Here is a 24,404-nt window from a genome sequence, read left to right as displayed (position 1 = left end):
AGGTCCGGCTCAGTGCGATTGCTTGGGGCAGCAATCTGTCAGGAAGAGGTTAACAGCCGGTATGGCCCTATCGGCGCAAGGTTTCCGGCTTTTTGCCGGGATGGACAAAGATCAACAGCATCGAGAGGGCAAACATTGCCGTCACAAGAGAGAACTGCCGTCCCGTGTCGTTCTCCTCACTCCCTATCGCCGCCGGAATTTCGCGGCCAAGAACCTCTGGTGATAGATGAGCTGCGATCGCGCCGCTCATGAGAAAGACAGCAATGATCGCGCCGGTCCGCCGTGAATGCGGAATGAGTAGCAGCAGACACGCAACCAATATCAGGACCGATACGGCATAGCGGGCTTCCGGCTCCAGCCAGCTCAGCCCCGTCTTCTCTGCCATTGTGTGGAATAATATGTTCTCGCCAGCCGGGTCCAGGAGAAGCTCCATGCCCGGCTGTGCCTCACCGACCGGATGGAGAGTGGCCTGCACGAACATGAAGATCAGGAACAGGGCGAGCCCCCAGCTTGCCAGTTGGCGCAGTCCTCGCATCAACTCTGCCCTGCCTCCAAGAATCTCACTCTGTGCCAAGAATAGACACTGGCCGGGATGAATACAATCGCTCGGGCCTGCCTACACCTGAGTGCCCTTGCGGAACCGTAATGCCTTTTTGCTTTTCTCGTCAGCGCGGGCCTATACAGTGGCCGGCTTTTGAGGCGAGAAGATTCCGCATGACGGACGATGACCGCAAATGGCAGGAGACAGATCCGGAAGCGGACCTTGATGGACTCGAGGAAGACCGCACCGTCCAGATCAAGTCACCCGTAAGCGGTGTTGATAGCGCCACGGGCGCTGGGGCCTCGCTGGAATTCACCGCCCGCTCACTCTTTGCCCGGCGCACGCATCGTCGCGTGAAGTCCGAACTGCCCGCCTATCTGATGATCCAGTGCAGCTGGTTTACCGCCTTCGGGCTACAGATGGTGCTGTTCCCCTATCTCATTACCAACCGGCTGGGTCTCGACGGCACCGAACTCGGGCTTGCCAATATGGCGCTGTCCGGCCCTTCCGTCATTTTCCTACTGCTCGGCGGTGTGGTCGCCGAGCGTACGCGCGGCAAACCGCTGCTGATGTCCCTGCACTTTGCAGCCGCCCTGCCCGCCGCCGCGCTCGCCATCGTGATCGCGACCGGCAATCTCGCCTATGGATTCATGATCATTTACGGGCTCGCCATGGGCACGGTTGGCGCTTTCATGATGCCTGCGCGCGATTCCATCATCAACGAAGTGGTCGAACGCCGCTCGCGCATCGGCTCCGGCGTCACGCTCCAGCAGGGCGTCGCCTTCGCGACCATCGCGCAATTTGCCGCGCAGATCGCCGGGCTTATCATTGGCGGATATGCCGACAAGCTTACCCGCATGCCGGCATGGCTGGGTGGGTTTTCCGTCGGCCCGATTGCAAGCTGGCGGCTTCTGGCCTTCCAGGCCATCATCGCCGGGCTGGGCACGGGCTTCGCTATTTTCCTGGCGCGCGGACGCAGCGTGCAGACAGGCCGGTCAGGCGTCGGCGCGGCTATCGGGGACATCAAGGAAGGCTTCCAGGTCGTTTTCGCAAACGGCAAGCTATGGGCGATGACCGTTTTGATGTTCGGGGTCGGTATCTTCGTGATCGGTTCCTTTCTTGTCGTGCTGCCGATTATCAACCGGGATCTCTACGGCCTCTCCTCGGACGGCATCCGCGACATGTTCGTGACGTTCTGGCTCGGCGCGTTTGTTTCATCTGTCGCCCTGTCGGTCTTTCGCAATGTCAAGCGTCAGGGTCGCCTCCTGCTCACCGCGCAGCTGATCGGCTCGCTGGCCATCCTGATCATGCTGGGCCGGCCCCCGCACTGGATTTTCCTGGCCATCGTCTTCGTGTGGGGCCTGGCCGCAGGCATCTCGATCGCCACCAGCCGCTCCATCGTCCAGGATGCCGCGCCGCGAAACCAGCTCGCGCGCGTCCTGTCGATCTACCAGCTGGGCTTCATGGCCGGCGCGCCCTTTGGGGCCGCTCTCATGGGCTGGCTGGTCGACTTCTTCCCCGATGATCCTCAGCGGGTTGCCGTGGTCCCGGCGACCGGCATGACGGTCCTGATCGTCTGGCTCGCCCTGCGCACGGAGATATGGAACATGAAGAGTGTCGTCACCAAAAAAGAGTGATCAAACAACGCTCCAGGAACGTGAAGATCATTTAATACAGCATTTGCGACGGAAATAGGGGCTACCCTCTTTCTATCTCCTGCATTCAGATAACAGCGCTCTCAGGGCGCACTGCAGGAAGGTCCGTCCATGCGTTTTTCTCCCACGACTTCTTCTCGTCTGCTTATATTCTTCGCGGCTGCTCTGGCGCTCGGCGCGTGTACGTCGTCCGGCCCGGGCAGGCGGGGCGGTCCACCCGGCGGACCGGGAGATGGTGTATCCGGCGGACAGCGGGGCGGGATGGACGACAGACGTGGTGGCGCAAGCAACCTGTCAGGCCCTCTTGCCCGCCCGGTCGCGCTCCTGTTTGCCAGCATGGATGCAGATCAGGACATGCTGGTCGACCGCTCTGAACTGGCAATGGCATCGGATCGCATCTGGGACAATCTTTCAGGCGGAGATTCCGCCATCAAGCCGCTGGACCTCTCCAGCTGGCTGGTTGCAGCCCTGGGCTCAGCCGATGCCCAGCCATCATCCGTCGCCTTCGACACCAATCTTAATGGACAGATCAGCCGGGCCGAGTTCGAGGCGCGTCTACGCGCCGAGTTCGAGAAACATGACAGTTCCGGCGACGGGCAGCTTGAACGCAGCGAACTTGTTTTCGACGTACCACGCGCTGGCATGGGCCGTCGCGGCGGCTCCAGGGCCACACGCATGATGCCCGACAACTAGCTGAAGGACACAGAGGCCGGTGGTTTCCTCCCCCTCGACCCCCGATCCGGCCTCTGGGGCGGGCAGCCAGTTCAGTCCACGTGGTTGCCCGCCCAACTCTTCAGCCTTTCTTGGAAATCCATTTGAATGCCGGATCATCCCACCAGGGGAAGAAGCTCGGCATTTCATTGGAGACCTTGCCGGTATACTCGGCCGGGCGCTTTTCGAGGAAGCTCATCACGCCTTCTTTCGCATCCGGTGACTGGCCCCGCTCATAGATAGCAGCCGAATCAACGATATGCGCATCCATCGGGTGAGACGCCCCAAGCATGCGCCACATCATGTGACGCGTCAGCGCGTTGGAAACGGGGGCAGTCTTGTCAGCCATTTCGCGGGCAAGCTCTTTCGCCCGCTTCATCAGGTCAGCCTGCGGCACGACTTCAGAAACCAGACCGCCGGAGAGCGCTTCCGAGGCGGGGAAAACACGCCCCGTATAGCACCACTCTAGCGCTTTGGAGATGCCGACAAGGCGCGGCAGGAACCAGCTGGAAGCAGCTTCCGGATTGATCCCGCGGCTGTTGAAGACAAAACCGAACCGCGCATTGTCGGCCGCGATACGGATATCCATGGGCAATTGCATCGTCACACCGATGCCGACAGCTGCGCCATTGATCGCGCCGATGACGGGCTTCAGGCTCTCAAAGATGCGTAGCGTGACGCGGCCACCGCCATCGCGCTTTACATCTTCGTCAGTGGAGCGACCGGCCTCTCCATCGCCCTTGCGGGCATCGTAGTCGAACGTCTTCGCACCTTCAGAAAGGTCTGCCCCGGCGCAAAAGGCCCGCTCGCCATCCCCGGTCACGATGACGACCTTTACATCATCATCCTTGTCGGTCTCGTCGAAGGCGGCGATCATTTCCTGCATCATCTTGCCGGTGAAGGCGTTCATCTTCTCCGGCCGGTAAAGCGTTAGCACCGCAATACCGTCTTCCTTCTCCAGCTTGATCTGCTCGAATTCCTTGATGGTGGTGGCGCTCATTGGCTTTCTCCCTGTAGGTGTTCTGATAAAAGCTGAGGCCAGAGAGGCGGATTTCCCCCGCGTCCGTCAAGCGCCAATCGGAACGGTATTTACTGCCTTCAAATCCCGTGACGCGCGTGTCATTTTCTGCGCCATGGACTTTCCCTCGCCCACAACACTGGCCGCACCAGCCTTTGTCCTCGCCGTCGCCCTGGAGTGGTGGGCCGTGAAATCGGGCCGTGCGGGCGGGCGCTATGACACCAAGGATGCACTGACATCGCTTGCCATGGGCACGGGCAATCTGGTTGTAAATACGCTGACAGGTGCTGTCGCGCTCGGCATGATGTTGCTTGCCTGGCCCTACCGGATTGCGGAAATCCCGGTGACTTGGTGGAGCTTTCTCGCGCTCTTTCTTGCCTATGATTTCGTCTACTACTGGAAGCACCGCTTCGCCCACCGGATGCGCTGGTTCTGGATGGAGCATGTCACGCATCACTCCTCCGGCCATTACAATCTGACCACCGCGCTGCGCCAGCCCTGGTTTGGCCCTTTCACCGGGCTTATCCTGCTTGGCCTGCCCCTCGTCATGATCGGTTTCCACCCGCTCTTCATCTTTTTCACTGGCGGGCTGAACCTTCTCTACCAGTTCTGGATCCATACAGAGAGCATCGGGAAAATGCCGCGCTGGTTCGAGGCCGTGATGAACACACCTTCCCATCACCGCGTCCATCACGCCACCAACCCCCGTTATCTCGACGCAAACTATGCTGGTGTCTTCATCATCTGGGACAGGCTTTTCGGAAGCTTCGTACCGGAGCTTGAGAGCGATCCGCCACGCTATGGCACTGTCAAACCGCTCGAGAGCTACAACCCGCTCACCGTTGCTTTTCACGAAGCCGCCGGGCTTGCCCGGGATTGCTGGCGCGATGGCCTTCGCCCTGACCGCTGGGTTCGCCGCGCCATCAACGGCCCCGGCTGGTCCCCGGACGGCCAGCACACCCGTTCAGCCGAACTCAAGGCCGCATACCTGCGTGATAACCCGCAGGAGACCGGCACACCGGGACTGCCCGGATCCTGAGCAAACTGTAATTCCACCGGCCTTTCACCAGTGGCCCTCTTTCGATAAGCGAGACCTCACCTTTATGTGAAGTGTTCGTGAGTATTGCGTGAGGAGCCCGTCTGAATGCCTGACCTGCCTGCCTTGGGGATGATAGCGACACCCATCGTGCTGGCAGCCATCGCGACAGAGTGGTGGGCCGTGCGGAAGGGCCGGATCAATGGCCGTTACTGCGCGAAAGACGCCCTGACATCGCTGACGATGGGCGCGGGCAACATCCTCATCAATTCCACTCTCGCCTTTCTCTCATTCTGGGTGCTGACGCTAGCAGCAAAGGTGCAGGTTCTCGACCTTGGCCTGAGCGTCACAGCCGCGGCAGGTGCCTTTCTTGTCCATGATTTCCTGTATTACTGGAAGCACCGGATCGGCCATCGTGCCCGCTGGTTCTGGGCCGAGCATGTGACCCATCATTCCAGTGAGCACTACAATCTCACTACGGCCCTGAGACAGCCCTGGACGGGTCCGCTTACCGGCCTGTTGCTGACGGGCGGACCGATGGTCGTGCTCGGCTTTCCGGTCTCGCTGGTGCTTGGTGCCTCCACGGCACATCTCGCTTACCAGCTCTGGATCCATACCGAAGCCATCGGCAAACTTCCCGGCCCTGTCGAGGCGGTCTTCGTCACACCAAGCCATCACCGCGTCCATCATGCGACCAATCCGGAATATCTCGACACCAATTTCGGCGGCACGCTGATTGTCTGGGACCGGCTGTTCGGCACCTTCATGCCGGAAGAAGCCGAAGAGGCGACGCGCTATGGCATTGTGACACCGCTTGAGACCCACAATCCTGTCATCGTCGCCTATCATGGCTTTGCCGGCCTGTTTGCGGACTTCCGGCGTGATGGCCTGAGACCTCACCGTTGGGCGATGCGCGCGCTCAACCCGCCCGGCTGGTGCCCAGATGGACGTCACCAGCGAAGCGAGGAAATCAAGGCGGGATGGTGCGCTGGCCACACTGGCTATGAAAACACCGGCAATCGCATCATTGAAGATTCCGCACCCGAAGCCTTTCGCGTCGCGGCGGAATAGCCGCACGCACACCCTCTTCAGGACAGCGCCTGACTTACCGCACCGCCATCGCGCCGAAATAACCAAAAATTATACTTGCAAATCATTCTCATTCGCATAGTCTGGTCTTCTGACACCGAAGAGGAGGTTTCATGACCAGCGAACCAGATGCCTATTCCGTTGAATGGCTGCGCGAACAGCTGGCCCTTATGCGGGGCTGGCGCCTGACAGTCAGTGACAGCCACAAGGCCAATGCCATCGCCCGCCACGAAACCTGGCTGGCCACGCAGCTGGCTGACCTCACACATCGCCAGATCGCCGCCTGAACCACCGAGATTGTCGTGGCGTCCCACTCCTGGGTCGCTCCTGGTTGCGATCATGAGGCGCGCGTTTCCTCCCTAGCCCTGATCGCGGGGCGTCACGGCATACCTTCTCACGCTCCCGAAGCCCTTACCCACGCGGAACCACGTCCCATGCGAAACAACACCTTCGTCACAGACACCTACCTGCCGGAATTGGGCAAGGCATCCGGGCTCGCTATCTGGGGCTTCCGGGCCTGCGCCATGGGTGGAGCTGGCTGCTGCACCATCGTGCGCGGTTTCGAGAACGCATTCGATACGGACGGGGCGCCCGTGCTCGGACACATGCTGGCAATGGCCCGCTTCATCGGTCATGACGGACGGCGCAAGGTCAGCCTCGCCATGCCTGGCTGTGCGCGCATCACCCGGGACGAGCTTTCGCTGCTGACCGTCTTCGCCGCCGCGCAGATGCAGGATGAGGCACTAAGAGACGCCCACCTGACCTGGCTCACCGCGAGCGCGCCGGATACTGCCTTGACCAGCCTGACCGACAGCATTGCAACGATTTTCGCCCATCACGGCTATCATATCGCCCTGCCCTATCCTGTCGTTACCCGGCGTCCACGTACAGGCACGCTGCACGCCGTCGCTGGCGGGCGGGCGTGAGCGGCTAGTTCGCAGCACTCACGGCGTCGGCGCTTTCTATATGTTCCATTGTCAGCGGCTGGCTGAAATTGTCTCGCCAGAGGCTGCTGCAAAGGGCCTCGAAGCGTTCTGTCGTAGGCTCGTCTGAGCCATAGTAGGCGAGATATCTAAATACTAGCTCTGAAAAGGTGGAATAGACGAATTGGACCTCACGAGGGACTTCAGCATAATCAGAAGCTTGGTAAACTTCATTGTATTCCAGCATCGCCCGCAGCAGGAGTTCAAGATCTGAGCGGGATCTGACTTCACGTCTTTCACCAGTACTCTCATCAACAATCGTCGAAGCTCTCATTGCCCATTCTGAACGTTCAAATACCTCGGCGGAATATCGAGAGCCCGGCGAAGGCACAACGACGCACATACCGAACAGGTCGGCATTGATCTCTTCCTGGATCGACTGGAGATTGCTGGCCAGTGCATTATCGTGGATGTGAAAGACCTCGTGCAGAACCGCGGCGAGCGTTCTGTTGAAAGACATCGTTTCCCGAAATGTGAAAGCGACCGTGATTGGAGAATCGTTATTCAACAGACGTCCTTCATATCTGTGATAAAATTCGCGCTCATCATCCCGGTATAAGTCAACAACAAGGGAACGCCCCGTCAGACGTTGGGCTCCTGAAACGATAACTCCTGGATCGAACTCAGGACAGGTCCATGCCGGCCCGTCATTTAATGAATGTATTCGAACCTCGGTTTGAGCTGTGACATAGGAACACTCAACATCGTATTCTTGCACAGGCAGGGGGACGTCCCCACCGAGTGAGTAGGTGCGATAGACCATCGTCCCATTTCGCTTTTGGAGTTGAATGCCGACGGCGTATGCAGCGCCTGTAGCAGCCTGAATTTCACTCGTCGAAAAGAACTCTGTGTCGATCTCAGGAGCCCGGCTGGCACAAGACGACATGGCCACGACAGCCAATGCCAATCCCCAGTGCGATATGGAAAACGCGGCGAACTTGCCGGCACACAGGCATCGACTGATCGACGAGACTCGTATCGGTAAAACCACACGACAAGGTTTCAACTGTTCCACTTTGGATTGCAAGCCGGGTCGCGAGTCTTCCCTTCCCCTGCGTCGGCTATGGACGCGCAGATTCCGATTGCTAAAACACCCCTCGTGAGTGTTGAGACGCGCCCGGTTGCAAGGGTGCCCGCCCGGAGGAAAAGTCAGAATGCATCCCAGCCATTTCGCGAAAACCAAGCCCGACCACGCCGCCTATATCATGGCGAATTCCGGTGAGCAGGTCACGTTCAAACAGCTTGACCAGCGCTCCAACCAGATTGCGCATCTTTTCCGCGAGAACGGCATCAATCCCGGCGACACCATCGCCATCTTCGCAGAAAACAGCGCGCGCTATTTCGAGATCGCCTGGGCCGCTCAGCGCTCGGGGCTATACTATGTCTGCATTTCCTCACGCCTGACGCCACCGGAAGTCCAGTACATTGTCGAGGATTCAGGCGCCAAGGTGCTGATCAGTTCGGCAAGTCTCGCCAGTGTGGCAACAGAGGTAAAAACCATAACGGAGCTTCAGGCCTACTGGGCCATCGATGGCGCCATTGATGGCCACCAGAAGCTGGAAGAGCTCTATTCCAGACAGCCCGACACCCCTATCGCCGACGAGATGGCCGGCACTGACATGCTCTACTCTTCAGGCACGACCGGACGTCCAAAGGGCATCCGCCCGGCGCTGGAACCCGATACGCCGATTGATGAGCCAAACGTGCTGGTCCAGCTGGCCAAGGTCCTCGCCCGCGCCGACGGCGATGACATGGTCTATCTTTCCCCGGCTCCGCTCTATCATGCCGCCCCGCTGCGCTGGTGCATGACGTTTACCCGCTTCGGCGCGACGCTGGTCATCATGGAAAAGTTCGATCCGGAAAAATTCCTCGAATGCGTCGAGACGTACAAGGTCACGCACACCCAGCTCGTGCCCACCATGTTCGTGAAGATGCTCAAGCTGCCGGAGGAGGCACGCAAGAAGTATGATGTTTCGTCCCTGCGTTGCGCCATTCACGCGGCTGCGCCCTGCCCTGTCCCGGTCAAGGAACAGATGATCGATTGGTGGGGGCCTGTGATCGAGGAATATTATGCCGGTTCTGAAGGTAATGGCATGACTTGGATCAACTCGCATGACTGGCTCAACCATAAGGGTTCCGTCGGCAAGCCGGTCCATGGCGAGCTGCACATCTGCGACGATGATGGCAATGAAGTCGCGGTCGGTGAACCCGGCACGATCTATTATGGCGGCACCAATCCGCCGAATTATCATAATGACCCCGACAAGACGAAGGGCGCCCTCAATCCGAAACACCCTGACTGGTCGACACTGGGTGATGTCGGGCGCGTCGATGAGGACGGCTTCCTTTACCTGACAGACCGCAAGGCCTTCATGATCATTTCCGGGGGTGTGAACATCTATCCTCAGGAAGCCGAAAACGTTCTCATCACACACCCGAAAGTCGCCGATGTGGCCGTGATCGGGGTGCCGAACGACGAGTTCGGCGAAGAGGTAAAAGCCGTGGTCCAGGTGGCCGAAGGCGTCGAACCGGGCCCGGAACTGGAAGAAGACCTTCTGGAGTTCTGCCGCTCCAAGCTCGCCAAGATCAAATGTCCCAAGTCCGTTGACTTCGACCCCGCCCTGCCCCGCCACCCGACTGGCAAGCTCTACAAGCGTCTGGTACAAGATCGCTATTGGGGCAAAAAGGACTCGCGGATTGTCTGAGACTGTTGATGCTGCACGCTTCCCGGAGGGTTTCATCTGGGGAGCCTCGACCGCATCCTACCAGATCGAAGGCGCGGTCGATGAAGATGGCCGGGCGCCCTCGATCTGGGACACTTTTTCTCACACGCCCGGCAAGGTAGAACGTGGGGAAACCGGCGACACAGCCTGCGATCATTATCATCGCTACGCGCAAGATGTCGGCCTCATGAAGACACTGGGCCTTGATGCCTACCGCTTCTCCATCGCATGGCCCCGTATCATTCCTGAAGGCACTGGCGAGGTAAACGAGCCCGGGCTGGATTTCTACGACCGGCTGACGGACAGCCTTCTGGAAGCCGGAATCGAGCCCTGGCCCTGCCTTTATCACTGGGACTTGCCGGATGCGCTCCACATGGCAGGCAAAGGCTGGGAAGACCGCGCCTGTGCTGATGCCTTTGCTGACTATGCGAACACTGTCACGGCACGCCTTGGTGACCGCGCAAAGACCTGGCTCACCTTCAATGAGCCGAACGTATTCAGCATTTTCGGCTATCTCATTGGCTATCATGCGCCGGGGGTTTCAGACCACGAGACGTTCCTGGATGCCGTCCACACCGTCAATCTCGCGCACGGCAAGGCGTGTCAGGTCATCCGTTCAAATGTGCCAAACGCCCGCATCGGGCTTGCCCCGAACATGCAGCCTGTGCGACCTGCCACCCCGACGATCGCTGACCGTGAAGCTGCCCGTATCCTCGATTCCTACTGGAACCGGGCCTTTGCAGAGCCAATGGTGCATGGCCGTTACGACCCGATCATGACGAAGCGCCTTGGTGACCGGATCAAACCGGGTGACATGGAAACCATCCGCCAGCCGCTCGACTGGTTCGGCGTGAATTATTACAGCCCGCTCTACGCGAAAGCCGCCCGCAACAGCACGGGCATGAAGATGGCCGACCCGCCATTGGGCGCCGACATCTCGCTGATGGGCTGGCACGCCGACCCGCCGAGCTTTACTGACGCCCTGCTCGATGTCTCGAAGCGTTATCCCGGCCTGCCCATCTACATTACTGAGAACGGAACGGCCGACGCCCTGCCGGCTGGCGAGCGCGACCAGAACCGGATTGATTATTATACCGGCCACCTGAACGCCCTGCTCAACGCGGTCGACAAGGGCGCGGACGTGCGCGGCTATCTGATCTGGTCGCTCATGGACAATTTCGAATGGGCGCTTGGCTACCGGACGCGCTTTGGCGTTATCCGCTGTGACTTCGACACGCTGGAGCGTACGCCGAAAGCATCCCATGACTGGCTACAGGCCCTGATCGCGCAATCGCGTGAACCCCGCGTTGAAGAGCCTCCGGTCAGCGAGTTTCCCGCCAGCGACATTCCTGACGCTGCGCCCGCAGATAGTGAACCAGACTAGAACCCCCAGCTGCCAGGGTCTTCAATCGGCTGGTCAGCCGACAGGGCCTGCATTCCCTTTATGGTGCGCACAATATACCAGACCACTGCCGCCAGCAGGATAATCACACCAATCAGGATAATGGTCAGCACTGCGCCAATAATGACATAGAGCAGTGCCTTCCAGAAGATATTGATCTGATTGTTGTAGTGGCTGACCATCGTCGGCGAAGCTCCCGACTTGCCGGTATAGGCGAGGATGACGCCAAAAATGCTTGTGATCCCGATGACGAGGCTCACCAGGTAGAGAATATAGACCAGGTTGGCGTTGCCCTTCTCACCCGGATCAATCGAAATCTGCTGGTCTGACATGGAGCCCCCTTGAGCGCTGCGCAGTGATGTGGCCCCAAGCGTAGTCTGCCTAATACCATCAGGCAATCATCACTGAACCCGGTCCGTGCGCCACTCGCCTTCACCCTCCGGCAGTCTTGCACCACAGCAAAATCCGGCGCAGAAAAGTCCCGTCAAATTCAAAGCCTCTGAGGAAGGAAACAACAGATCATGGCAGACCCGAAGAAGATTCATTACTCGGACCTCGAATCGCTCGCTGGCAAGGAAGTCGGCGTCTCCGACTGGCACCTGATCGACCAGGACCGCGTCAACAAGTTTGCCGACGCGACCGGTGACCATCAGTGGATCCACGTCGATGTCGAACGCGCCACCAAGGAGATGGGCGGCCCGATCGCGCACGGCTTCCTGACGCTGTCCCTCCTGCCGATGCTCGGCGCGGAAGTCATGCGCGTTGAGGGCACGACCCGTGGCATCAATTATGGCTCGGACAAGGTCCGTTTCACGAACATGGTTCCAGTCGGCTCCAAGGTACGCCTGCGCCAGAAATGTCTCGCTGTTGAAGACAAGGCTGGCGGCAAGCAGACCCGTATGGAAGCGACGATCGAGGTCGAAGGCCAGGACCGCCCGGCCCTCGTCGCCGAGACGCTTACCGTACTCTACGGCTAAGGCTCGCTAGCCGTTCACAGGACCTTGAGGCCGGGCCAGAAGCGCCCGGCCTTTTTCGTCTGTCCTGCCGGTCCTATATTCATCATCAAGATACAGATGAAGGAGCCGCAAATGATTCCCCCCAAACCGGCCGACAATTTCAAACGGGTCTCGCGGTCAACAAAGGAATGGCGCGAAATCCTGACCGAGGAACAGTTTCGCGTCGGCGTAAAGGAAGGCACCGAACGTCCTTTTTCGCCAGGCAATCATGACAGCGAGAAACGCGACGGCGTTTTTCATTGCGTCGGTTGCGACACGCCCCTCTGGTCATCGGAACACAAGTTCGACTCCGGCACAGGCTGGCCAAGCTTCTACAAGCCGATCCGGGAAACAGCTGTCGACACCAAGACCGACTTCAAGATGATCATGCCGCGCAAGGAATGCCACTGCGCGACCTGCGGGCTGCATATGGGCCATGTCTTCAAGGACGGCCCGGATCCGACCGGCGAGCGCTGGTGCATCAATGGTGTCGTGCTGGAATTCAAACCAGCCTGAGCCGCGAACGAAGCGGCCCAAGTCCAAGCTGGACAATACCGGGCGGGCGCTTATCACTTTCAGACATTCTCCACGAAACGGATGTCTTCTTCATGCGCCTGCCCCACCTGCTTGCCAGTGCCGCCCTCACCGCGCTACTGCCCGTCTCCATGACATATGCCGATACACCGAAAGCTGGCGAAGCCGCTGCCAACCCAGACACACAGGTTCCACCAGCCGCAAAGCGTGACCCCTTCACCATCGAACAGGTCGGGCGCACACGCACGGACCCCTATCACTGGATGAAGGATGAGAACTGGCAGCAGGTCATGCGCGACCCGTCTGTCCTGCGCCAGGATATCCGTGAATACCTCGAAGCGGAGAATGCCTATACCAAGGCCGCTCTCGAAGACCCCACGGGACAGCTACGCGAGACCCTGCTCAAGGAAATGCGCGGACGTATCAAGGAGGATGACAGCTCCGTACCGGCCAAGGACGGCCCATATGCTTATTACGTCCGCTACCGCGAGGGTGGCGAGTATCCGGTCTATGCCCGCAAGCCCGCCAGTCAGGCCTTTGCCGAGGAAGCACCTGAAACTGTCCTGTTTGATGGGGACAAGGAAGCCGAGAACGAAAGTTACTTCTCGATACGTGGGCTCGAACAGTCTCCTGACCACAAGCTACTCGCTTCCGCCGTCGATACACAGGGCAGCGAATACTACACTGTCAGCGTGCGTGATATCGAAACCGGTGCCGCCGTAGGCACCCCGATCGAAGGCACGTATGGAAGCTTTGTATGGGGGGCCGATTCCAACCTGCTCTACTGGGTTGAACGCGACGAAATGGGCCGACCAACAGCCGTCTTCCAGCGCAATCTCGAAACTGGTGAGGACGTGGAAATCTATCGCGAAAGCGATCCGGGTTTCTTCGTGGGTGTCGGCAAGACCGAGTCGGAAGACTACATCCTGATCGAAACGGGTGGACATACATCCGGTGAAACCTGGTTCTTCCCAGCGGGCGCAAAATCGCCCGAACCGAAACTGATCGCGCCGCGAAAGGAGGATGAAGAATACGACATCGTTCACTGGAACGATGCGTTTTACATCCTGACCAACTCAGATGGCGCGGTTGATTTCAAGGTCATGAAGGCGCCGATAGACGCACCCGGCCGGGACAACTGGGAAGAAGTTATTCCTCACCGCCCCGGAACACTGGTCCTCGGGCTCGACCCGTACCGCGACCACCTCGTCAGACTTGAACGGGCCAATGCGCTTCCCCGTATCGTCATCCGTGAGCGGGACACTGGAGAAGAGCACGCCATTGAGATGGACGAACAGGCTTACGCCCTCGGCCTTGGCGATGGCGAGTACAATTCCAGCGTCATGCGCTATGAGTACGCCTCCCCGGCCCGGCCGGACCAGGTCTACGACTACGACATGGCGACCCGCGAGCGGACCTTGCGCAAGACACGTGAAGTGCCGTCTGGGCACAACCCGGAAGACTATGTTGTCGAGCGCATCCAGGCCCCGGCCTGGGACGATGAGCAGATCCCGGTCACTGTCCTGCGCCGGGCTGATACACCTGTCGATGGTTCGGCGCCAATGCTGCTTTATGGCTATGGCTCCTACGGCAACACCATTCCGGCCAGTTTCTCGACCACCCGCCTGTCCCTTGTCGATCGCGGTTTTATCTATGCGATCGCCCATATCCGCGGCTCCCAGGCGAAAGGCTATCAATGGTATCTTGATGGCAAGCTCGAGAAGAAGACCAACACGTTCAAGGACTACATTTCCGCCGGACGCTATCTCGTGGAGAATGGGTATAGCGCTGAAGGCCGCGTGATCGGCCATGGCGGATCAGCAGGCGGTCTGCTCATGGGGGCTGCGGCCAACATGGACCCGGGCCTCTTTGGCGGCATTATCGCCGCGGTTCCCTTCGTCGACGTACTCAACACCATGTCGGACGAAAGCCTGCCGCTCACACCGCCCGAGTGGCCTGAATGGGGCAATCCGATCACTTCCGGCGAAGATTACGACACCATCCTCGCCTACAGCCCTTATGACCAGGTGGCCGAACGCGACTACCCGGCCATGCTTATTACCGGCGGACTTTCGGATCCGCGCGTGACCTATTGGGAGCCCTCCAAGTGGGCGGCCAGGCTGCGCCACGAGGCCCCGAACGCTGGCCCGTATTTCCTGCGTATCAACATGGATGCCGGACATGGCGGATCCACCGGCCGCTTTGAAGGCCTGAAAGAGACCGCCATTGAGTATGCATTTGCTCTGGCCGCGGCTGGCAAGGTTGAAACGCTGGATCTTTCCCGCTCCCCATCACAGGGCGAGTAACTCGTAGACGCAACGTATAGAATAGGCTGAACACCGCGGTTCAGCGCACAGACAAAGCCCCGCCCGGATAAGAGGCGGGGCTTTTTTTTGGGCATCCTGCAGCAGGCAAAGTGCTGCTTCCGGAATATCCAGTCAAACGAAAATGGCCCGGCACAAAGGCCGGGCCATCTCCAAATCTATCTGATCTGCCGCTTAGCGGACGATGATCGTAACTTCCGAACGACGGTTCAGAGGCTCGCGAACACCATCGCGGGTTGCCTTGGCGAGATCGTTCTCACCGCGGCCTTCGGTCGTGATCATGCTGGAAGCGATACCACGTGAGGTAAGCGCATTCGCAACAGTGGACGCACGACGCTGCGACAGACGGGCGTTGTAGGACTTGGCACCCGAGGTGTCAGTGTGGCCAACAATGGTCACGGAGCCCGGTGCGCAGTCTTCACGCTCACGAATGTTTGCAACCGCCTGATCGATCACAGCCGAAGCCTGGCTGGTCAGATCGGACTGATCCCACTCGAAGTAAACCACGAACGCCTGGTTGACCGTCGAGCAATCCGGAGCCGGCGGAGGCGGCGGCGGCGGAGGCGGAGGCGGCGGTGGTGGCGGCGGCGGCGGTGGTGGCGGCGGCGGCGGTGGCGGCGGAGGCGGCGGCGGTGGAGCCGCGAACTGATACCGCAGACCAACCGTTACGGTGTGATCCTGGTACTGACCTTCATAAGCCACCGGGTTAGCGAACTCGTCACGACCGTCGAAGTCGAACTCGTCTGCAACGAAGAACTTATAGCCAACGTCGAGTTTGAGCTGCTCGGTGATGTCATAGCCGATGCCAGCCAGAGCCTGATAGGCAAGGCTTGTGTCCTGGTCACTGAAACCGTTTGCGGTGAACGTGTCACCGGTATTGGTGTTCAGATAACGCAGGCTGAAGGCTTCAGCGCGCATTTGCGCAAGACCGATACCAGCACCGATATAGGGCTGAACCGGGCCATCAACGTTGAAATCGTACAGGCCGTTGAACATCAGATCATACATGTTGATCTTGCCGTCAGCGCCCTGATCGTAGAACCGGTCAGCGGTATTCGGCGGCATGCCGCCATTGATTACGCCGTCCGGGTCGAGGCTGCCGCCGCGATAACCGAAGGTTGATTCAAGACGGAAGCCGTTGTCGAAGCCATAACCGAGGCCAACTTGAACGTTGCCGAGACCGTCGGCGACATCGGAGTCACCGCCCAGCGAATAAAGTGAGTTCTTTTCGGCATCATGGTCGAGTGTACCTTCGAAGGTATACCCGAGATCGGCACGACCGTACCAACCGTCCTGAGCCGTTGCGACATTGCCAGCCGACGCCAGAGCGGCCGCAGCTGTCGCGCACATCAGAGTTTTTTTCATACTCATCCCCTTTTGTGAGCCGCATGAGCACTATTGCTCACCGACCGCAGAGACTAACGGACCATTCCGTGTGACTACTCATCTATAGAAGTTTTGTTCCCAAGACGAGAAGAGATTGTCGGAAAAATCTCAAAACTTCCAGTTTTTTCCGGGTGGCGCGGCTGAAATGCAACAATCCACGCTCTCTGCCACGCTTCGAGCTGAATTACGCTGCCAGTTTGCCACATTCTTTAAGAGAGCGTTAATGGTACCGCCTCTCCGGCTTGAACGGAGGACCTCTGGTTCCACAAACCAGCGCTCTAACCAACTGAGCTAAGGCGGCACTTCGTAGCCCACATACGCCGGGCGGGCATGAGGTTCAAGATTTTTTGCCGCGCGCATTGCAGTCATGCTGCACCTACTCCGCCGCAACCGATGCTTCAGGCTTTGAAGCAACTGTTTTAGGCTGGCGTTCAGCCTTACGGAAAACGAGAACCCCGTCATCAAACTTCGCGTGGCGCAGCAGGAATATGTCCTTGATATAATTCTGATGCAGGCGCCAGGGCGTGCGGTCTCCCTGTTTGGGAAAACGGTCCATGGCCCGCTTCACATACCCGGAAGAGAAATCCAGCCACGGTTCGTCTGCAAGTGGCGCCTCCACTTTTGGCACCACCGAATCATGGCCGCCTTGCTCCATGTGCTTCAGCAGTTTCGTGACAAAGTCCGCCGTCAGGTCCGCCTTCAATGTCCAGGAGGCATTCGTGTAGCCAAAAGTCGAAACCAGATTCGGCAGATCCTCGAACATCACGCCACGATAGCCGTGTAATGTCGAAACATCGACTGGCCGCCCGTCTAGGGTCAACTCGACCCCGCCAAGAAACACGAGTTCCAGACCCGTTGCGCTCACCACGATATCCGCGTCCAGTGATTCCCCGGATTTGAGCTCTATACCGGTTTTCGTGAAACGCTCGATATGATCAGTGACGATCGAGGATGTTCCATCCTTGAGAGACTGGAACAGGTCTCCATCCGGAACCAGGCACAGACGCTGGTCCCATGGATTATAGCTCGGCGTGAAGTGTCTATCGACATCATGGCCGGGACCGAGTTCGTCCTTCGCCATGTCGATGATCTTCCCCTTCACCTTGTCAGGATCCTTGCGCGACTTGCTGAAGAAGAACATCTGGAAAAGGATGTTGCGCCAGCGCGTGATGCCATAGGCCCACTTCTCCGGCAGCCACTTCCTGAGGCCATTGGCAAAACTGTCTTCAGCTGGACGGGAGACAATATACGTTGGCGAACGCTGAAGCATGGTGACGTGCTTTGCCTTTTTCGCCATTTCCGGAACGAGCGTGACCGATGTCGCGCCCGAACCGATGACCACGACGTTCCGGTCCTTGTAATCAAGGTCTTCCGGCCAGTGCTGCGGATGCACGATTTGGCCCTCGAAGTTTTCCTCGCCCGGAAAGTCCGGCCGGTAACCGCCCTTATAGGAATAGTAGCCCGAACACATATAAAGGAAGTTGCAGCTGAGATGCCGTAACTCGCCTGTCGTCGCGTCCCTTGTCGTCAGGGCCCACATCGCGGTCTCAGAATTCCAGTCTGCCTGCTCAACCAGGTGGTTGTAGCGAATATGCTGGTCGATACCGTTCTCTTCGGCTGTTTCCCGGACATATTTCAGGATGGATGGACCGTCAGCAATCGCCTTGCGTTCCTTCCACGGCTTGAAGATGTAACCGAGCGTATGCATGTCGCTGTCCGAGCGGATGCCGGGATAACGGAACAGGTCCCATGTTCCCCCAATCGCATCGCGGCCCTCAAGGATCGTGTAGGACTTGCCCGGGCACTTTTCCTGCAAATGATAGGCTGCACCGATACCGGAAAGTCCGGCACCGACAATGATTACATCGAAATGGGTCTGGGTCATGAACGCGAGTGAACACCCAAACAGCAGGCCTGTCTAGATGACACTCGCGTCAACTTTCTGGATATCGGCTCAGCTATTGCTTGCTGATGCCCCAGCCAGGCTATCCGGCCATGCCCCCAGCGCCCTGTAGAGGGCAATGATATTGAGCCGGCTGTCCAGTTCGGCCTGGATAAGCTGCTGACGGGCGTCGTAATATAGACGCTGGGAATCCAGCACAGAGAGATAGTCGTCCACACCGACCTGGAAACGCTCCTGGGAAAGTTCCAGCGTCTTCGATGTATCCTCCACCAGACGGTCCAGCGCCGAGACACGCTCGTCGATCGTACGGGATATGGCCAGTGCATCGGCCGTGTCACGGAACGCGAACTGGATCGCCTGTTCATAGTTCGCCACCGCAATCTGACGCTGGGCCAGCGAAGCATCTAGGCTGGACTGACGCTGCCCGGCGTCAAAGATAGGCAATGATATGGATGGCCCGAAGCTCCACCCCGCCGTTCCATCGAACAGGTCCCCGAGATCGCTACTGGCATAGCCCACCTGCCCTGTCAGCGAGATCACTGGGAAGAAATTCGCACGCGCCACGGCAACATCGGCATTCGCGGCCATGAGCTGGCGTTCAGCCTGCTGGACATCCGGGCGCTTGAGCAGGACAAGTGAAGACTGGCTGACCGGCACATCTGTGACGACCGGCGCCGGCTCCAGGTCAGCTGCTTCATAGACGCCGCCCGGCAGATCAGTTCCAACAACGAGCCGAAGTGCGTTCAGGTCCTGGTCGATCCGGGCCGCAAACTGGGCGGCCTGGGCGCGCGCGGTCTCCACACTCGCCGATGCCCTGCGTACGTCGAGCTCTGTGGATACGCCCGCGTCGAAAAGCTCCCGGGTAAGGGTGAGCGACTCCGATTGCGACTCGACAGTATCTTCAGCCAGCGCCAGCAATGCCTTGTCGGCTGCAAGCTGGAGCCAGAGCTCCCCCACGGTCGCCGCAATCGAGATCTTCGCTGCGCGCTCACCCTCTTCCGTGGCGAAGTAGGATTGCAGGGCGGATTCGTTGAGATTGGCGACACGGCCGAACAGGTCGAGTTCATAGGCGGTCACGCCAAGGCTGGCCCTGGCGGAATCCCCGAAACTGCCGCCTCCAGTAGTCGAGCCACTATCAACCGTTCCACCCTCGGTCACAGAGCCAGAGGCCGTCACGGTGGGCAGACGCTGGGCCCGCGATATGCCGTACTGGGCACGCGCAAGCCGCACATTGGCCGCAGCGATCCGCAGGTCGCGGTTCTCCTGAAGTGAAAGGTTGATGAGTTCGCGCAGTTTCGGATCGGTGAACACATCCTGCCAGACAATCGGCGCGACAGCCTCTCCGCTGGCATCCGTTACCGGCAGGGCTTCGGGTATCGGCGCAGCTGGCCGCTCATAAGGTTCGTCAATCGTCATGCAGCCAGACAGGAGCACGAGCGCTCCGGTCGCAGCGGTCATCTTTAGTATGGAGCGGCTCATGCTCGTGCCTCCGAAGTCTCAGATTGGGCGAGCGGACGCCCGCCGGTCAGTTTGCGCACCACGACATAGAACAGTGGGGCGAAGAACAAGCCAAACGCAACAGCCGTGATCAACCCGCCGACAACCGCAGTGCCGATCGCAACACGACCTGCTGCACCGGCCCCTGTGCTCAGCGCCAGCGGCAGGACACCGAAGCCGAAGGCGAAACTCGTCATCATGATCGGGCGGAAACGCTGACGGATCGCTTCCTTGACCGCCTTGAAGAGTTCGACACCCTGTTTTTCCAGATTCCGTGTAAACTCGACAATCAGGATGGCATTCTTCGATGCCAGACCAACCGTCGTCAGAAGGGCAACCTGGAAGAAGATGTCATTGTCGAGCCCGCGCAGGTGTGCGGCAAGCACAGCCCCCGCCACCCCGAACGGGGCCACCATGAGAACGGCCACCGGCACGACCCAGCTTTCATAAAGCGCGGCCAGGCACAGGAAGACGAAAAGGAAGGACAGGATATAAAGAAGCATGGCCTGATTGCCGGCCTCACGCTCCTGCGCACTAATGCCCGTCCACTCCATCTCGAAACCGCCCGGCAGCTCCTCGACCAGCTGCTCCATACGGTCCATCGCAACGCCAGAACTCACACCCGGTGCAGGATTACCCTGGATGTTGACCGCAGGCAGGCCATTGTAGCGCTGCAATTGCGGCGAGCCGTAAGTCCAGTCGGCGGAGACGATTTCCTCGATCGGGGTCATCCCGCCATTGGCATTGCGCACACGCCAGTCACCCAGATCGTCAGGCTGCATTCTGCCTTCTGCCTCGCCCTGCACATAGACCCGCTTGATGCGCCCCCGGTCGAGGAAGTCATTCACATAGGCCCCGCCAAACGCGACCGATAGAAGGTTGGTCACACTGCTGACATCGACACCAAGCGCCTGGGCCTTCTGGTAGTCGATATCGACATTGAATTGCGGGCTGTCGGACTGGCCGTTCGGGCGCACACCTGCCAGAACGGGCTGCTGGTTCGCCGTCCCCAGCAATTGTCCTTGTGCCTGCATCAGGCCATCATGGCCTTCGCCGCCGGAATCCTGAAGATACATGTTAAAGCCGGACGAATTACCAAGCTGCGGGATCGGCGGGGGCACGATGGCGAAGATCTGCGCTTCTGAGAAACCCTGATAGTGGCCAGTTGCCGCATTCGCGATCTCACTGGCGCTTTCACCGGGCCCTGTGCGCTGCGACCAGTCTTCAAGCGCAGCAAAGGCGATACCATTATTCTGCCCCTGCCCTGCAAAGCTGAAGCCCGAGAGCGTGAAAAGGCCTTTCAGATTATCGCCATATGTCTCGCTGTAATGACCCTGGATGTTCTCCATCACCCCGGCCGTGCGCTCGAGGCTTGAGCCGGCCGGCAACTGCACGAGCGTCACGAACGACCCCTGGTCTTCCTGCGGGAGGAAGGAACTGGGCAGCCGTGTGAAACCGAGCCCAACAAGCGCCACGATGACGGCGAAGACGCCCATGAATATCCAGCGTCTGCGTATGATGCGGTCGACAACAACCTCATAACCACCGCGCAGCCGGTCAAAATTGCGATTGAAGAAAGCGGCAGGCTTTCCAGCCCAGCCATCTGACTTCTCATGCGCCTCCTTCGGCTTTTTCAGGAGCGTCGCACAAAGCGCCGGCGACAGGATCACAGCGACCACTACAGAAAGTACCATGGCTGAAACGATGGTGACAGAGAACTGCCGGTAGATGAGACCGGCCGAGCCGGGGAAAAACGCCATCGGCACAAAGACTGCGGACAGCACTGTTGCAATCCCGACAAGGGCGCCGGTGATCTGACCCATCGATTTCCGCGTTGCCTCGCGCGGGCCGAGCCCGTCTTCCTCCATCACGCGTTCGACATTTTCCACCACGACAATCGCGTCATCGACAAGCAGGCCGATAGCCAGAACCATTGCGAACATGGTCAGCGTGTTGATCGAGAAACCGAGCGTCAGGAGCACAACCAGCGTGCCCAGCAGCACGACCGGGACGGCAATCATGGGAATGAAAGAGGCGCGGAAGCTCTGTAGGAAGACAAGGATCACGAGGAAAACCAGCACCACGGCTTCCATCAGGGTCTTCTGGACCTCATGGATGGACGTCTCGATAAATGGCGTCTGGTCCACCGGGAACGCATATTCAATGCCTTCGGGGAAGTCCTCGGCCAGTTCACGCACCCGCTCTTTCACGGCCTCGGATGTCTCCAGCGCATTGGCTCCTGTGGCGAGGGACAGGCCAAAGCCGGACGCCGGGTAGCCATTGAAGCGTGAAACAAAGGAGTAATCCTCCGCACCAATCTCAACACGCGCCACATCCTCCAGACGGACCGAGCCGCCCTCCTGCGTGGTCTTGATCAGCAGCTCTCGGAATTCGTCAGGCGTCGACAGCAGGGACTGAAGCGTGATGGTCGCATTGATCTCCTGTCCCTCGACGGATGGGGACCCGCCGAGCGCGCCTGCGGACACCTGGGTGTTCTGCGCGCGGATTGCCGAGACGACGTCGGCCGCAACCATGTTGAACTGGGAGAGCTTGTCAGGGTCGAGCCAGACCCGCATCGAGTATTGCGAACCGAACTGCTGAACCTGCCCGACGCCATCCACGCGACTGACTGGATCGTAGAGATTGCTGCGGATATAGTCGCCCAGATCGGTCTGGTCATAGCTGCCATCCGGAGAATAGAGCGACGCGATCAGCAGGAAGTTGTCGCTCGCCTTGTTGACGACGACACCCTGTCGCTGGACCGGCTCCGGAAGGAGCGGCGTCGCTAGTGACAGTTTGTTCTGGACCTGAACCTGCGCGATGTCCGGGTCCGTCCCGGTCTTGAAGGTCAGCGTGATCTGGCTGGTACCGGCAGAGCTTGATGTAGCGGATATGTAATCAAGCCCGTCGAGCCCCGTCATCTGCTGTTCGATAACCTGGGTCACCGAGTCCTCGACAGCCTTGGCCGAGGCACCGGGATAATTGGCGCTTACCGAAATTGTTGTCGGTGCAATGTCCGGATACTGGGCAATCGGCAGCGCGCGCAGCGACATCACGCCCGCAACCATGATTACAATCGCGATCACCCAGGCGAAAACCGGCCTGTCGATAAAGAAATTAGCCATGTGAGCGTGTCCGTTATTCCGGCGTTGCAGGCGTATCTTCGCTGTTCATCGCCGTCATGTTCGACGGTGCTGACGAAGAGACATCCACTGGAGCACCGCTTCTGACGTTCTGGAAGCCGGAAGTGATGACCTTCTGGCCAGGCTCAAGCCCGCCTGTCACCATCCAGTCCGCGCCACGTGCGCCTTCAATCTCGAGCATGGCCTGGCTGGCCGTGCCCTCCTCTGTGACGACCAGCGCGTAGGGCTCGCCTTTCGGTGTGCGCTGAACTGCGCGTTGCGGCACGAGGTAGACATCATTCAATGTCCCGGCCGAAAATTCGGCTTTGAGGAACATCCCCGGCAGGATGATCCCGTCCGGGTTTGGCACCTGGGCCCGCACAATGACGGTCCCCGCCTCCTGGTCCACACTGACTTCACTGAATTCGAGATTGCCACGAAGCGGATATTCACTGCCATTCTCAAAACGGACGGTAACCGGCACAGCCGATTCATCGCCCGTCGTCTGGATCCTGCCTGCGGCGATATCCTGGCGCCAGTTGAGCACCTCGGAACTCGCGGCTGTCATGTCGATATAGATCGGATCGAGCTGGACAACGCGCGCCAGTGGCTGGGCCTGGCTGGCGGTCACCAGCGCACCCTGCGTAAAGTTCGATCGCCCGATCTGTCCGTCGATCGGGGCCCGCACCTTCGTCCGGGCAAGATCAATCCGGGCCCGGTCGAGCGCTGCACGCTGTATGCCGACATCGGCCTCGGCCTGCTTGGCAGCTGCCACAGCCTCATCATAGGCCTGCTGACTGACGGCATTGATTTCCGCGAGACGCTTGAAGCGTTTGGCCGTCTCATTGGTGGTCTCTGCTGTCGCCTGGGCACGGGCCAGCGAAGCGCGTGCGCTTTCGACGGCTGCGGAATACTCCGATGCCTCAATCTGGTAGAGCGCCTCTCCAGCCTCAACCTGCTGGCCTTCGGTGAAGAGACGCTTCTCGATCAGGCCCGAAACCTGCGGGCGGATTTCGGCTTCGGCGAAAGGCGTTGCCCGCGCTGGCAGGGAGCGGACACTGCCTACCGTTTCAGGCTGGGCAGTCATCACATCTACCTTGGCAGCCTGCTGTTGCGGCGCCTGTTGCTGGGAGGACGCCTCACCGCTCTCGCCTGAACCACAGGCGGTGAGCACAAGCGTGCCTGCAATAATTGCAGAAATGGCAACCCGGCCCGGTCGGCGGGTGCGGGGGGAGGAAAGCGGAGCGGCCATTTTTCGTCCTTCTCTTCGGCGCGCAGCGTGCTGTCTGTCTTTATATATATGATTTAGCACTTATCGTAACGTTAGAATGAACGTTCTATCTATTGCTGCGGCGCATTTAGTCAAGAGACATCCTGATAATATATCACGTACGCTCACCACTTCCTCCATCGCAAGAGCAAGCCAGATCGCCTGTTACGAAAGGCTATCCTGCTTGTCGCACGTTGAATTAATCACAATTATGT

The 24,404-nt window shown here is 59.2% G+C and carries 20 protein-coding genes and 1 tRNA gene; 11 read left to right on the top strand and 10 right to left on the bottom strand.

The window, feature by feature from the left end:
* Positions 1–67: 67 nt before the first annotated feature.
* Complete coding sequence (locus tag Q1K31_RS10595) at positions 68–535, bottom strand: hypothetical protein (RefSeq protein ID WP_300379225.1); 468 nt, start codon at positions 533–535, stop codon at positions 68–70.
* A gap of 179 nt (positions 536–714) precedes the next feature.
* Between Q1K31_RS10595 and Q1K31_RS10590 the strand changes: the two genes are divergently transcribed.
* Positions 715–2,178, top strand: a complete 1,464-nt coding sequence (locus Q1K31_RS10590) for an MFS transporter (protein WP_300379224.1) — start codon at positions 715–717, stop codon at positions 2,176–2,178.
* 129 nt (positions 2,179–2,307) lie between these two features.
* Positions 2,308–2,889 carry a hypothetical protein gene (locus Q1K31_RS10585; protein ID WP_300379223.1) on the top strand — a complete coding sequence of 194 codons (582 nt, stop codon included), beginning with the start codon at positions 2,308–2,310 and terminating at the stop codon, positions 2,887–2,889.
* A 100-nt stretch (positions 2,890–2,989) separates the two neighbouring features.
* Here the strand turns inward: Q1K31_RS10585 and Q1K31_RS10580 are convergent, their stop codons facing one another.
* Positions 2,990–3,907 carry a crotonase/enoyl-CoA hydratase family protein gene (locus Q1K31_RS10580; RefSeq protein ID WP_300379222.1) on the bottom strand — a complete coding sequence of 306 codons (918 nt, stop codon included), beginning with the start codon at positions 3,905–3,907 and terminating at the stop codon, positions 2,990–2,992.
* A 133-nt stretch (positions 3,908–4,040) separates the two neighbouring features.
* Between Q1K31_RS10580 and Q1K31_RS10575 the strand changes: the two genes are divergently transcribed.
* From Q1K31_RS10575 to Q1K31_RS10560, 4 genes are all read left to right on the top strand, one after another.
* Positions 4,041–4,964 carry a sterol desaturase family protein gene (locus Q1K31_RS10575; protein WP_300379221.1) on the top strand — a complete coding sequence of 308 codons (924 nt, stop codon included), beginning with the start codon at positions 4,041–4,043 and terminating at the stop codon, positions 4,962–4,964.
* A gap of 105 nt (positions 4,965–5,069) precedes the next feature.
* Entirely contained in the window at positions 5,070–6,032 is a 963-nt protein-coding gene (locus Q1K31_RS10570; protein ID WP_300379220.1) for a sterol desaturase family protein, read from the top strand.
* A 131-nt stretch (positions 6,033–6,163) separates the two neighbouring features.
* Positions 6,164–6,337: a hypothetical protein gene (locus tag Q1K31_RS10565; protein ID WP_300379219.1), complete on the top strand. Its 174-nt coding sequence runs from the start codon at positions 6,164–6,166 to the stop codon at positions 6,335–6,337.
* Positions 6,338–6,484: 147 nt separating this feature from the next.
* Complete coding sequence (locus Q1K31_RS10560) at positions 6,485–6,976, top strand: hypothetical protein (protein WP_300379218.1); 492 nt, start codon at positions 6,485–6,487, stop codon at positions 6,974–6,976.
* A gap of 4 nt (positions 6,977–6,980) precedes the next feature.
* Here the strand turns inward: Q1K31_RS10560 and Q1K31_RS10555 are convergent, their stop codons facing one another.
* Positions 6,981–7,919 carry a hypothetical protein gene (locus Q1K31_RS10555; protein WP_300379217.1) on the bottom strand — a complete coding sequence of 313 codons (939 nt, stop codon included), beginning with the start codon at positions 7,917–7,919 and terminating at the stop codon, positions 6,981–6,983.
* 268 nt (positions 7,920–8,187) lie between these two features.
* Between Q1K31_RS10555 and Q1K31_RS10550 the strand changes: the two genes are divergently transcribed.
* Both Q1K31_RS10550 and Q1K31_RS10545 read left to right on the top strand, forming a co-directional pair.
* Positions 8,188–9,738 carry an acyl-CoA synthetase gene (locus Q1K31_RS10550; protein ID WP_300379216.1) on the top strand — a complete coding sequence of 517 codons (1,551 nt, stop codon included), beginning with the start codon at positions 8,188–8,190 and terminating at the stop codon, positions 9,736–9,738.
* On the top strand, positions 9,731–11,140 hold the full coding sequence (locus tag Q1K31_RS10545; protein ID WP_300379215.1) for a GH1 family beta-glucosidase: 1,410 nt from the start codon (positions 9,731–9,733) through the stop codon (positions 11,138–11,140). Before Q1K31_RS10550 ends, Q1K31_RS10545 begins: the two co-directional genes overlap by 8 nt.
* Here Q1K31_RS10545 and Q1K31_RS10540 read toward each other — a convergent pair.
* Positions 11,137–11,490, bottom strand: a complete 354-nt coding sequence (locus Q1K31_RS10540) for a DUF4870 domain-containing protein (protein WP_300379214.1) — start codon at positions 11,488–11,490, stop codon at positions 11,137–11,139. The genes Q1K31_RS10545 and Q1K31_RS10540 overlap by 4 nt on opposite strands.
* Positions 11,491–11,679: 189 nt before the next feature.
* On the opposite strand from Q1K31_RS10540, the gene Q1K31_RS10535 reads away from it, so the two are divergent.
* The 3 genes from Q1K31_RS10535 to Q1K31_RS10525 all read left to right on the top strand — a co-directional run bounded on the left by Q1K31_RS10535 (position 11,680) and on the right by Q1K31_RS10525 (position 14,993).
* Positions 11,680–12,135 (top strand): MaoC family dehydratase, encoded by a 456-nt coding sequence (locus tag Q1K31_RS10535; protein WP_300379213.1) that lies wholly within the window; start codon positions 11,680–11,682, stop codon positions 12,133–12,135.
* A gap of 111 nt (positions 12,136–12,246) precedes the next feature.
* Positions 12,247–12,669, top strand: coding sequence for a peptide-methionine (R)-S-oxide reductase MsrB (gene msrB, locus Q1K31_RS10530; protein WP_300379212.1), 423 nt, complete (start codon positions 12,247–12,249; stop codon positions 12,667–12,669).
* A gap of 149 nt (positions 12,670–12,818) precedes the next feature.
* Positions 12,819–14,993 (top strand): S9 family peptidase, encoded by a 2,175-nt coding sequence (locus Q1K31_RS10525; RefSeq protein WP_367187578.1) that lies wholly within the window; start codon positions 12,819–12,821, stop codon positions 14,991–14,993.
* Positions 14,994–15,185: 192 nt separating this feature from the next.
* Here Q1K31_RS10525 and Q1K31_RS10520 read toward each other — a convergent pair whose 3' ends face one another.
* The 6 genes from Q1K31_RS10520 to Q1K31_RS10495 all read right to left on the bottom strand — a co-directional run bounded on the left by Q1K31_RS10520 (position 15,186) and on the right by Q1K31_RS10495 (position 24,171).
* Positions 15,186–16,376: an OmpA family protein gene (locus Q1K31_RS10520; RefSeq protein WP_300379210.1), complete on the bottom strand. Its 1,191-nt coding sequence runs from the start codon at positions 16,374–16,376 to the stop codon at positions 15,186–15,188.
* A 245-nt stretch (positions 16,377–16,621) separates the two neighbouring features.
* Positions 16,622–16,698: transfer RNA gene (locus tag Q1K31_RS10515), tRNA-His, on the bottom strand.
* 75 nt (positions 16,699–16,773) lie between these two features.
* A complete protein-coding gene (locus Q1K31_RS10510) occupies positions 16,774–18,282 on the bottom strand; it encodes an NAD(P)/FAD-dependent oxidoreductase (RefSeq protein WP_300379209.1) in 1,509 nt (502 codons plus the stop codon).
* 69 nt (positions 18,283–18,351) lie between these two features.
* Positions 18,352–19,779 carry an efflux transporter outer membrane subunit gene (locus tag Q1K31_RS10505; RefSeq protein ID WP_300379208.1) on the bottom strand — a complete coding sequence of 476 codons (1,428 nt, stop codon included), beginning with the start codon at positions 19,777–19,779 and terminating at the stop codon, positions 18,352–18,354.
* Positions 19,776–22,922 carry an efflux RND transporter permease subunit gene (locus Q1K31_RS10500; RefSeq protein WP_300379207.1) on the bottom strand — a complete coding sequence of 1,049 codons (3,147 nt, stop codon included), beginning with the start codon at positions 22,920–22,922 and terminating at the stop codon, positions 19,776–19,778. The genes Q1K31_RS10505 and Q1K31_RS10500 overlap by 4 nt, the downstream gene beginning before the upstream one ends.
* Before the next feature lie 13 nt (positions 22,923–22,935).
* Positions 22,936–24,171, bottom strand: coding sequence for an efflux RND transporter periplasmic adaptor subunit (locus Q1K31_RS10495; RefSeq protein ID WP_300379206.1), 1,236 nt, complete (start codon positions 24,169–24,171; stop codon positions 22,936–22,938).
* Positions 24,172–24,404: the final 233 nt, after the last annotated feature.

Source organism: Henriciella sp., assembly GCF_029936995.1.
Taxonomy (GTDB): Bacteria; Pseudomonadota; Alphaproteobacteria; order Caulobacterales; family Hyphomonadaceae; genus Henriciella.
This window is presented reverse-complemented; position numbering and strand designations above follow the sequence as displayed.

Coding starts and splice junctions, on each gene's coding strand:
- Q1K31_RS10595 (WP_300379225.1), bottom strand. CDS start 535: ATGCGAGGACTGCGCCAACTGGCAAGCTGGGGGCTCGCCCTGTTCCTG.
- Q1K31_RS10590 (WP_300379224.1), top strand. CDS start 715: ATGACGGACGATGACCGCAAATGGCAGGAGACAGATCCGGAAGCGGAC.
- Q1K31_RS10585 (WP_300379223.1), top strand. CDS start 2,308: ATGCGTTTTTCTCCCACGACTTCTTCTCGTCTGCTTATATTCTTCGCG.
- Q1K31_RS10580 (WP_300379222.1), bottom strand. CDS start 3,907: ATGAGCGCCACCACCATCAAGGAATTCGAGCAGATCAAGCTGGAGAAG.
- Q1K31_RS10575 (WP_300379221.1), top strand. CDS start 4,041: ATGGACTTTCCCTCGCCCACAACACTGGCCGCACCAGCCTTTGTCCTC.
- Q1K31_RS10570 (WP_300379220.1), top strand. CDS start 5,070: ATGCCTGACCTGCCTGCCTTGGGGATGATAGCGACACCCATCGTGCTG.
- Q1K31_RS10565 (WP_300379219.1), top strand. CDS start 6,164: ATGACCAGCGAACCAGATGCCTATTCCGTTGAATGGCTGCGCGAACAG.
- Q1K31_RS10560 (WP_300379218.1), top strand. CDS start 6,485: ATGCGAAACAACACCTTCGTCACAGACACCTACCTGCCGGAATTGGGC.
- Q1K31_RS10555 (WP_300379217.1), bottom strand. CDS start 7,919: ATGTCGTCTTGTGCCAGCCGGGCTCCTGAGATCGACACAGAGTTCTTT.
- Q1K31_RS10550 (WP_300379216.1), top strand. CDS start 8,188: ATGCATCCCAGCCATTTCGCGAAAACCAAGCCCGACCACGCCGCCTAT.
- Q1K31_RS10540 (WP_300379214.1), bottom strand. CDS start 11,490: ATGTCAGACCAGCAGATTTCGATTGATCCGGGTGAGAAGGGCAACGCC.
- Q1K31_RS10535 (WP_300379213.1), top strand. CDS start 11,680: ATGGCAGACCCGAAGAAGATTCATTACTCGGACCTCGAATCGCTCGCT.
- msrB (WP_300379212.1), top strand. CDS start 12,247: ATGATTCCCCCCAAACCGGCCGACAATTTCAAACGGGTCTCGCGGTCA.
- Q1K31_RS10525 (WP_367187578.1), top strand. CDS start 12,819: ATGACATATGCCGATACACCGAAAGCTGGCGAAGCCGCTGCCAACCCA.
- Q1K31_RS10520 (WP_300379210.1), bottom strand. CDS start 16,376: ATGAAAAAAACTCTGATGTGCGCGACAGCTGCGGCCGCTCTGGCGTCG.
- Q1K31_RS10510 (WP_300379209.1), bottom strand. CDS start 18,282: ATGACCCAGACCCATTTCGATGTAATCATTGTCGGTGCCGGACTTTCC.
- Q1K31_RS10505 (WP_300379208.1), bottom strand. CDS start 19,779: ATGAGCCGCTCCATACTAAAGATGACCGCTGCGACCGGAGCGCTCGTG.
- Q1K31_RS10500 (WP_300379207.1), bottom strand. CDS start 22,922: ATGGCTAATTTCTTTATCGACAGGCCGGTTTTCGCCTGGGTGATCGCG.
- Q1K31_RS10495 (WP_300379206.1), bottom strand. CDS start 24,171: ATGGCCGCTCCGCTTTCCTCCCCCCGCACCCGCCGACCGGGCCGGGTT.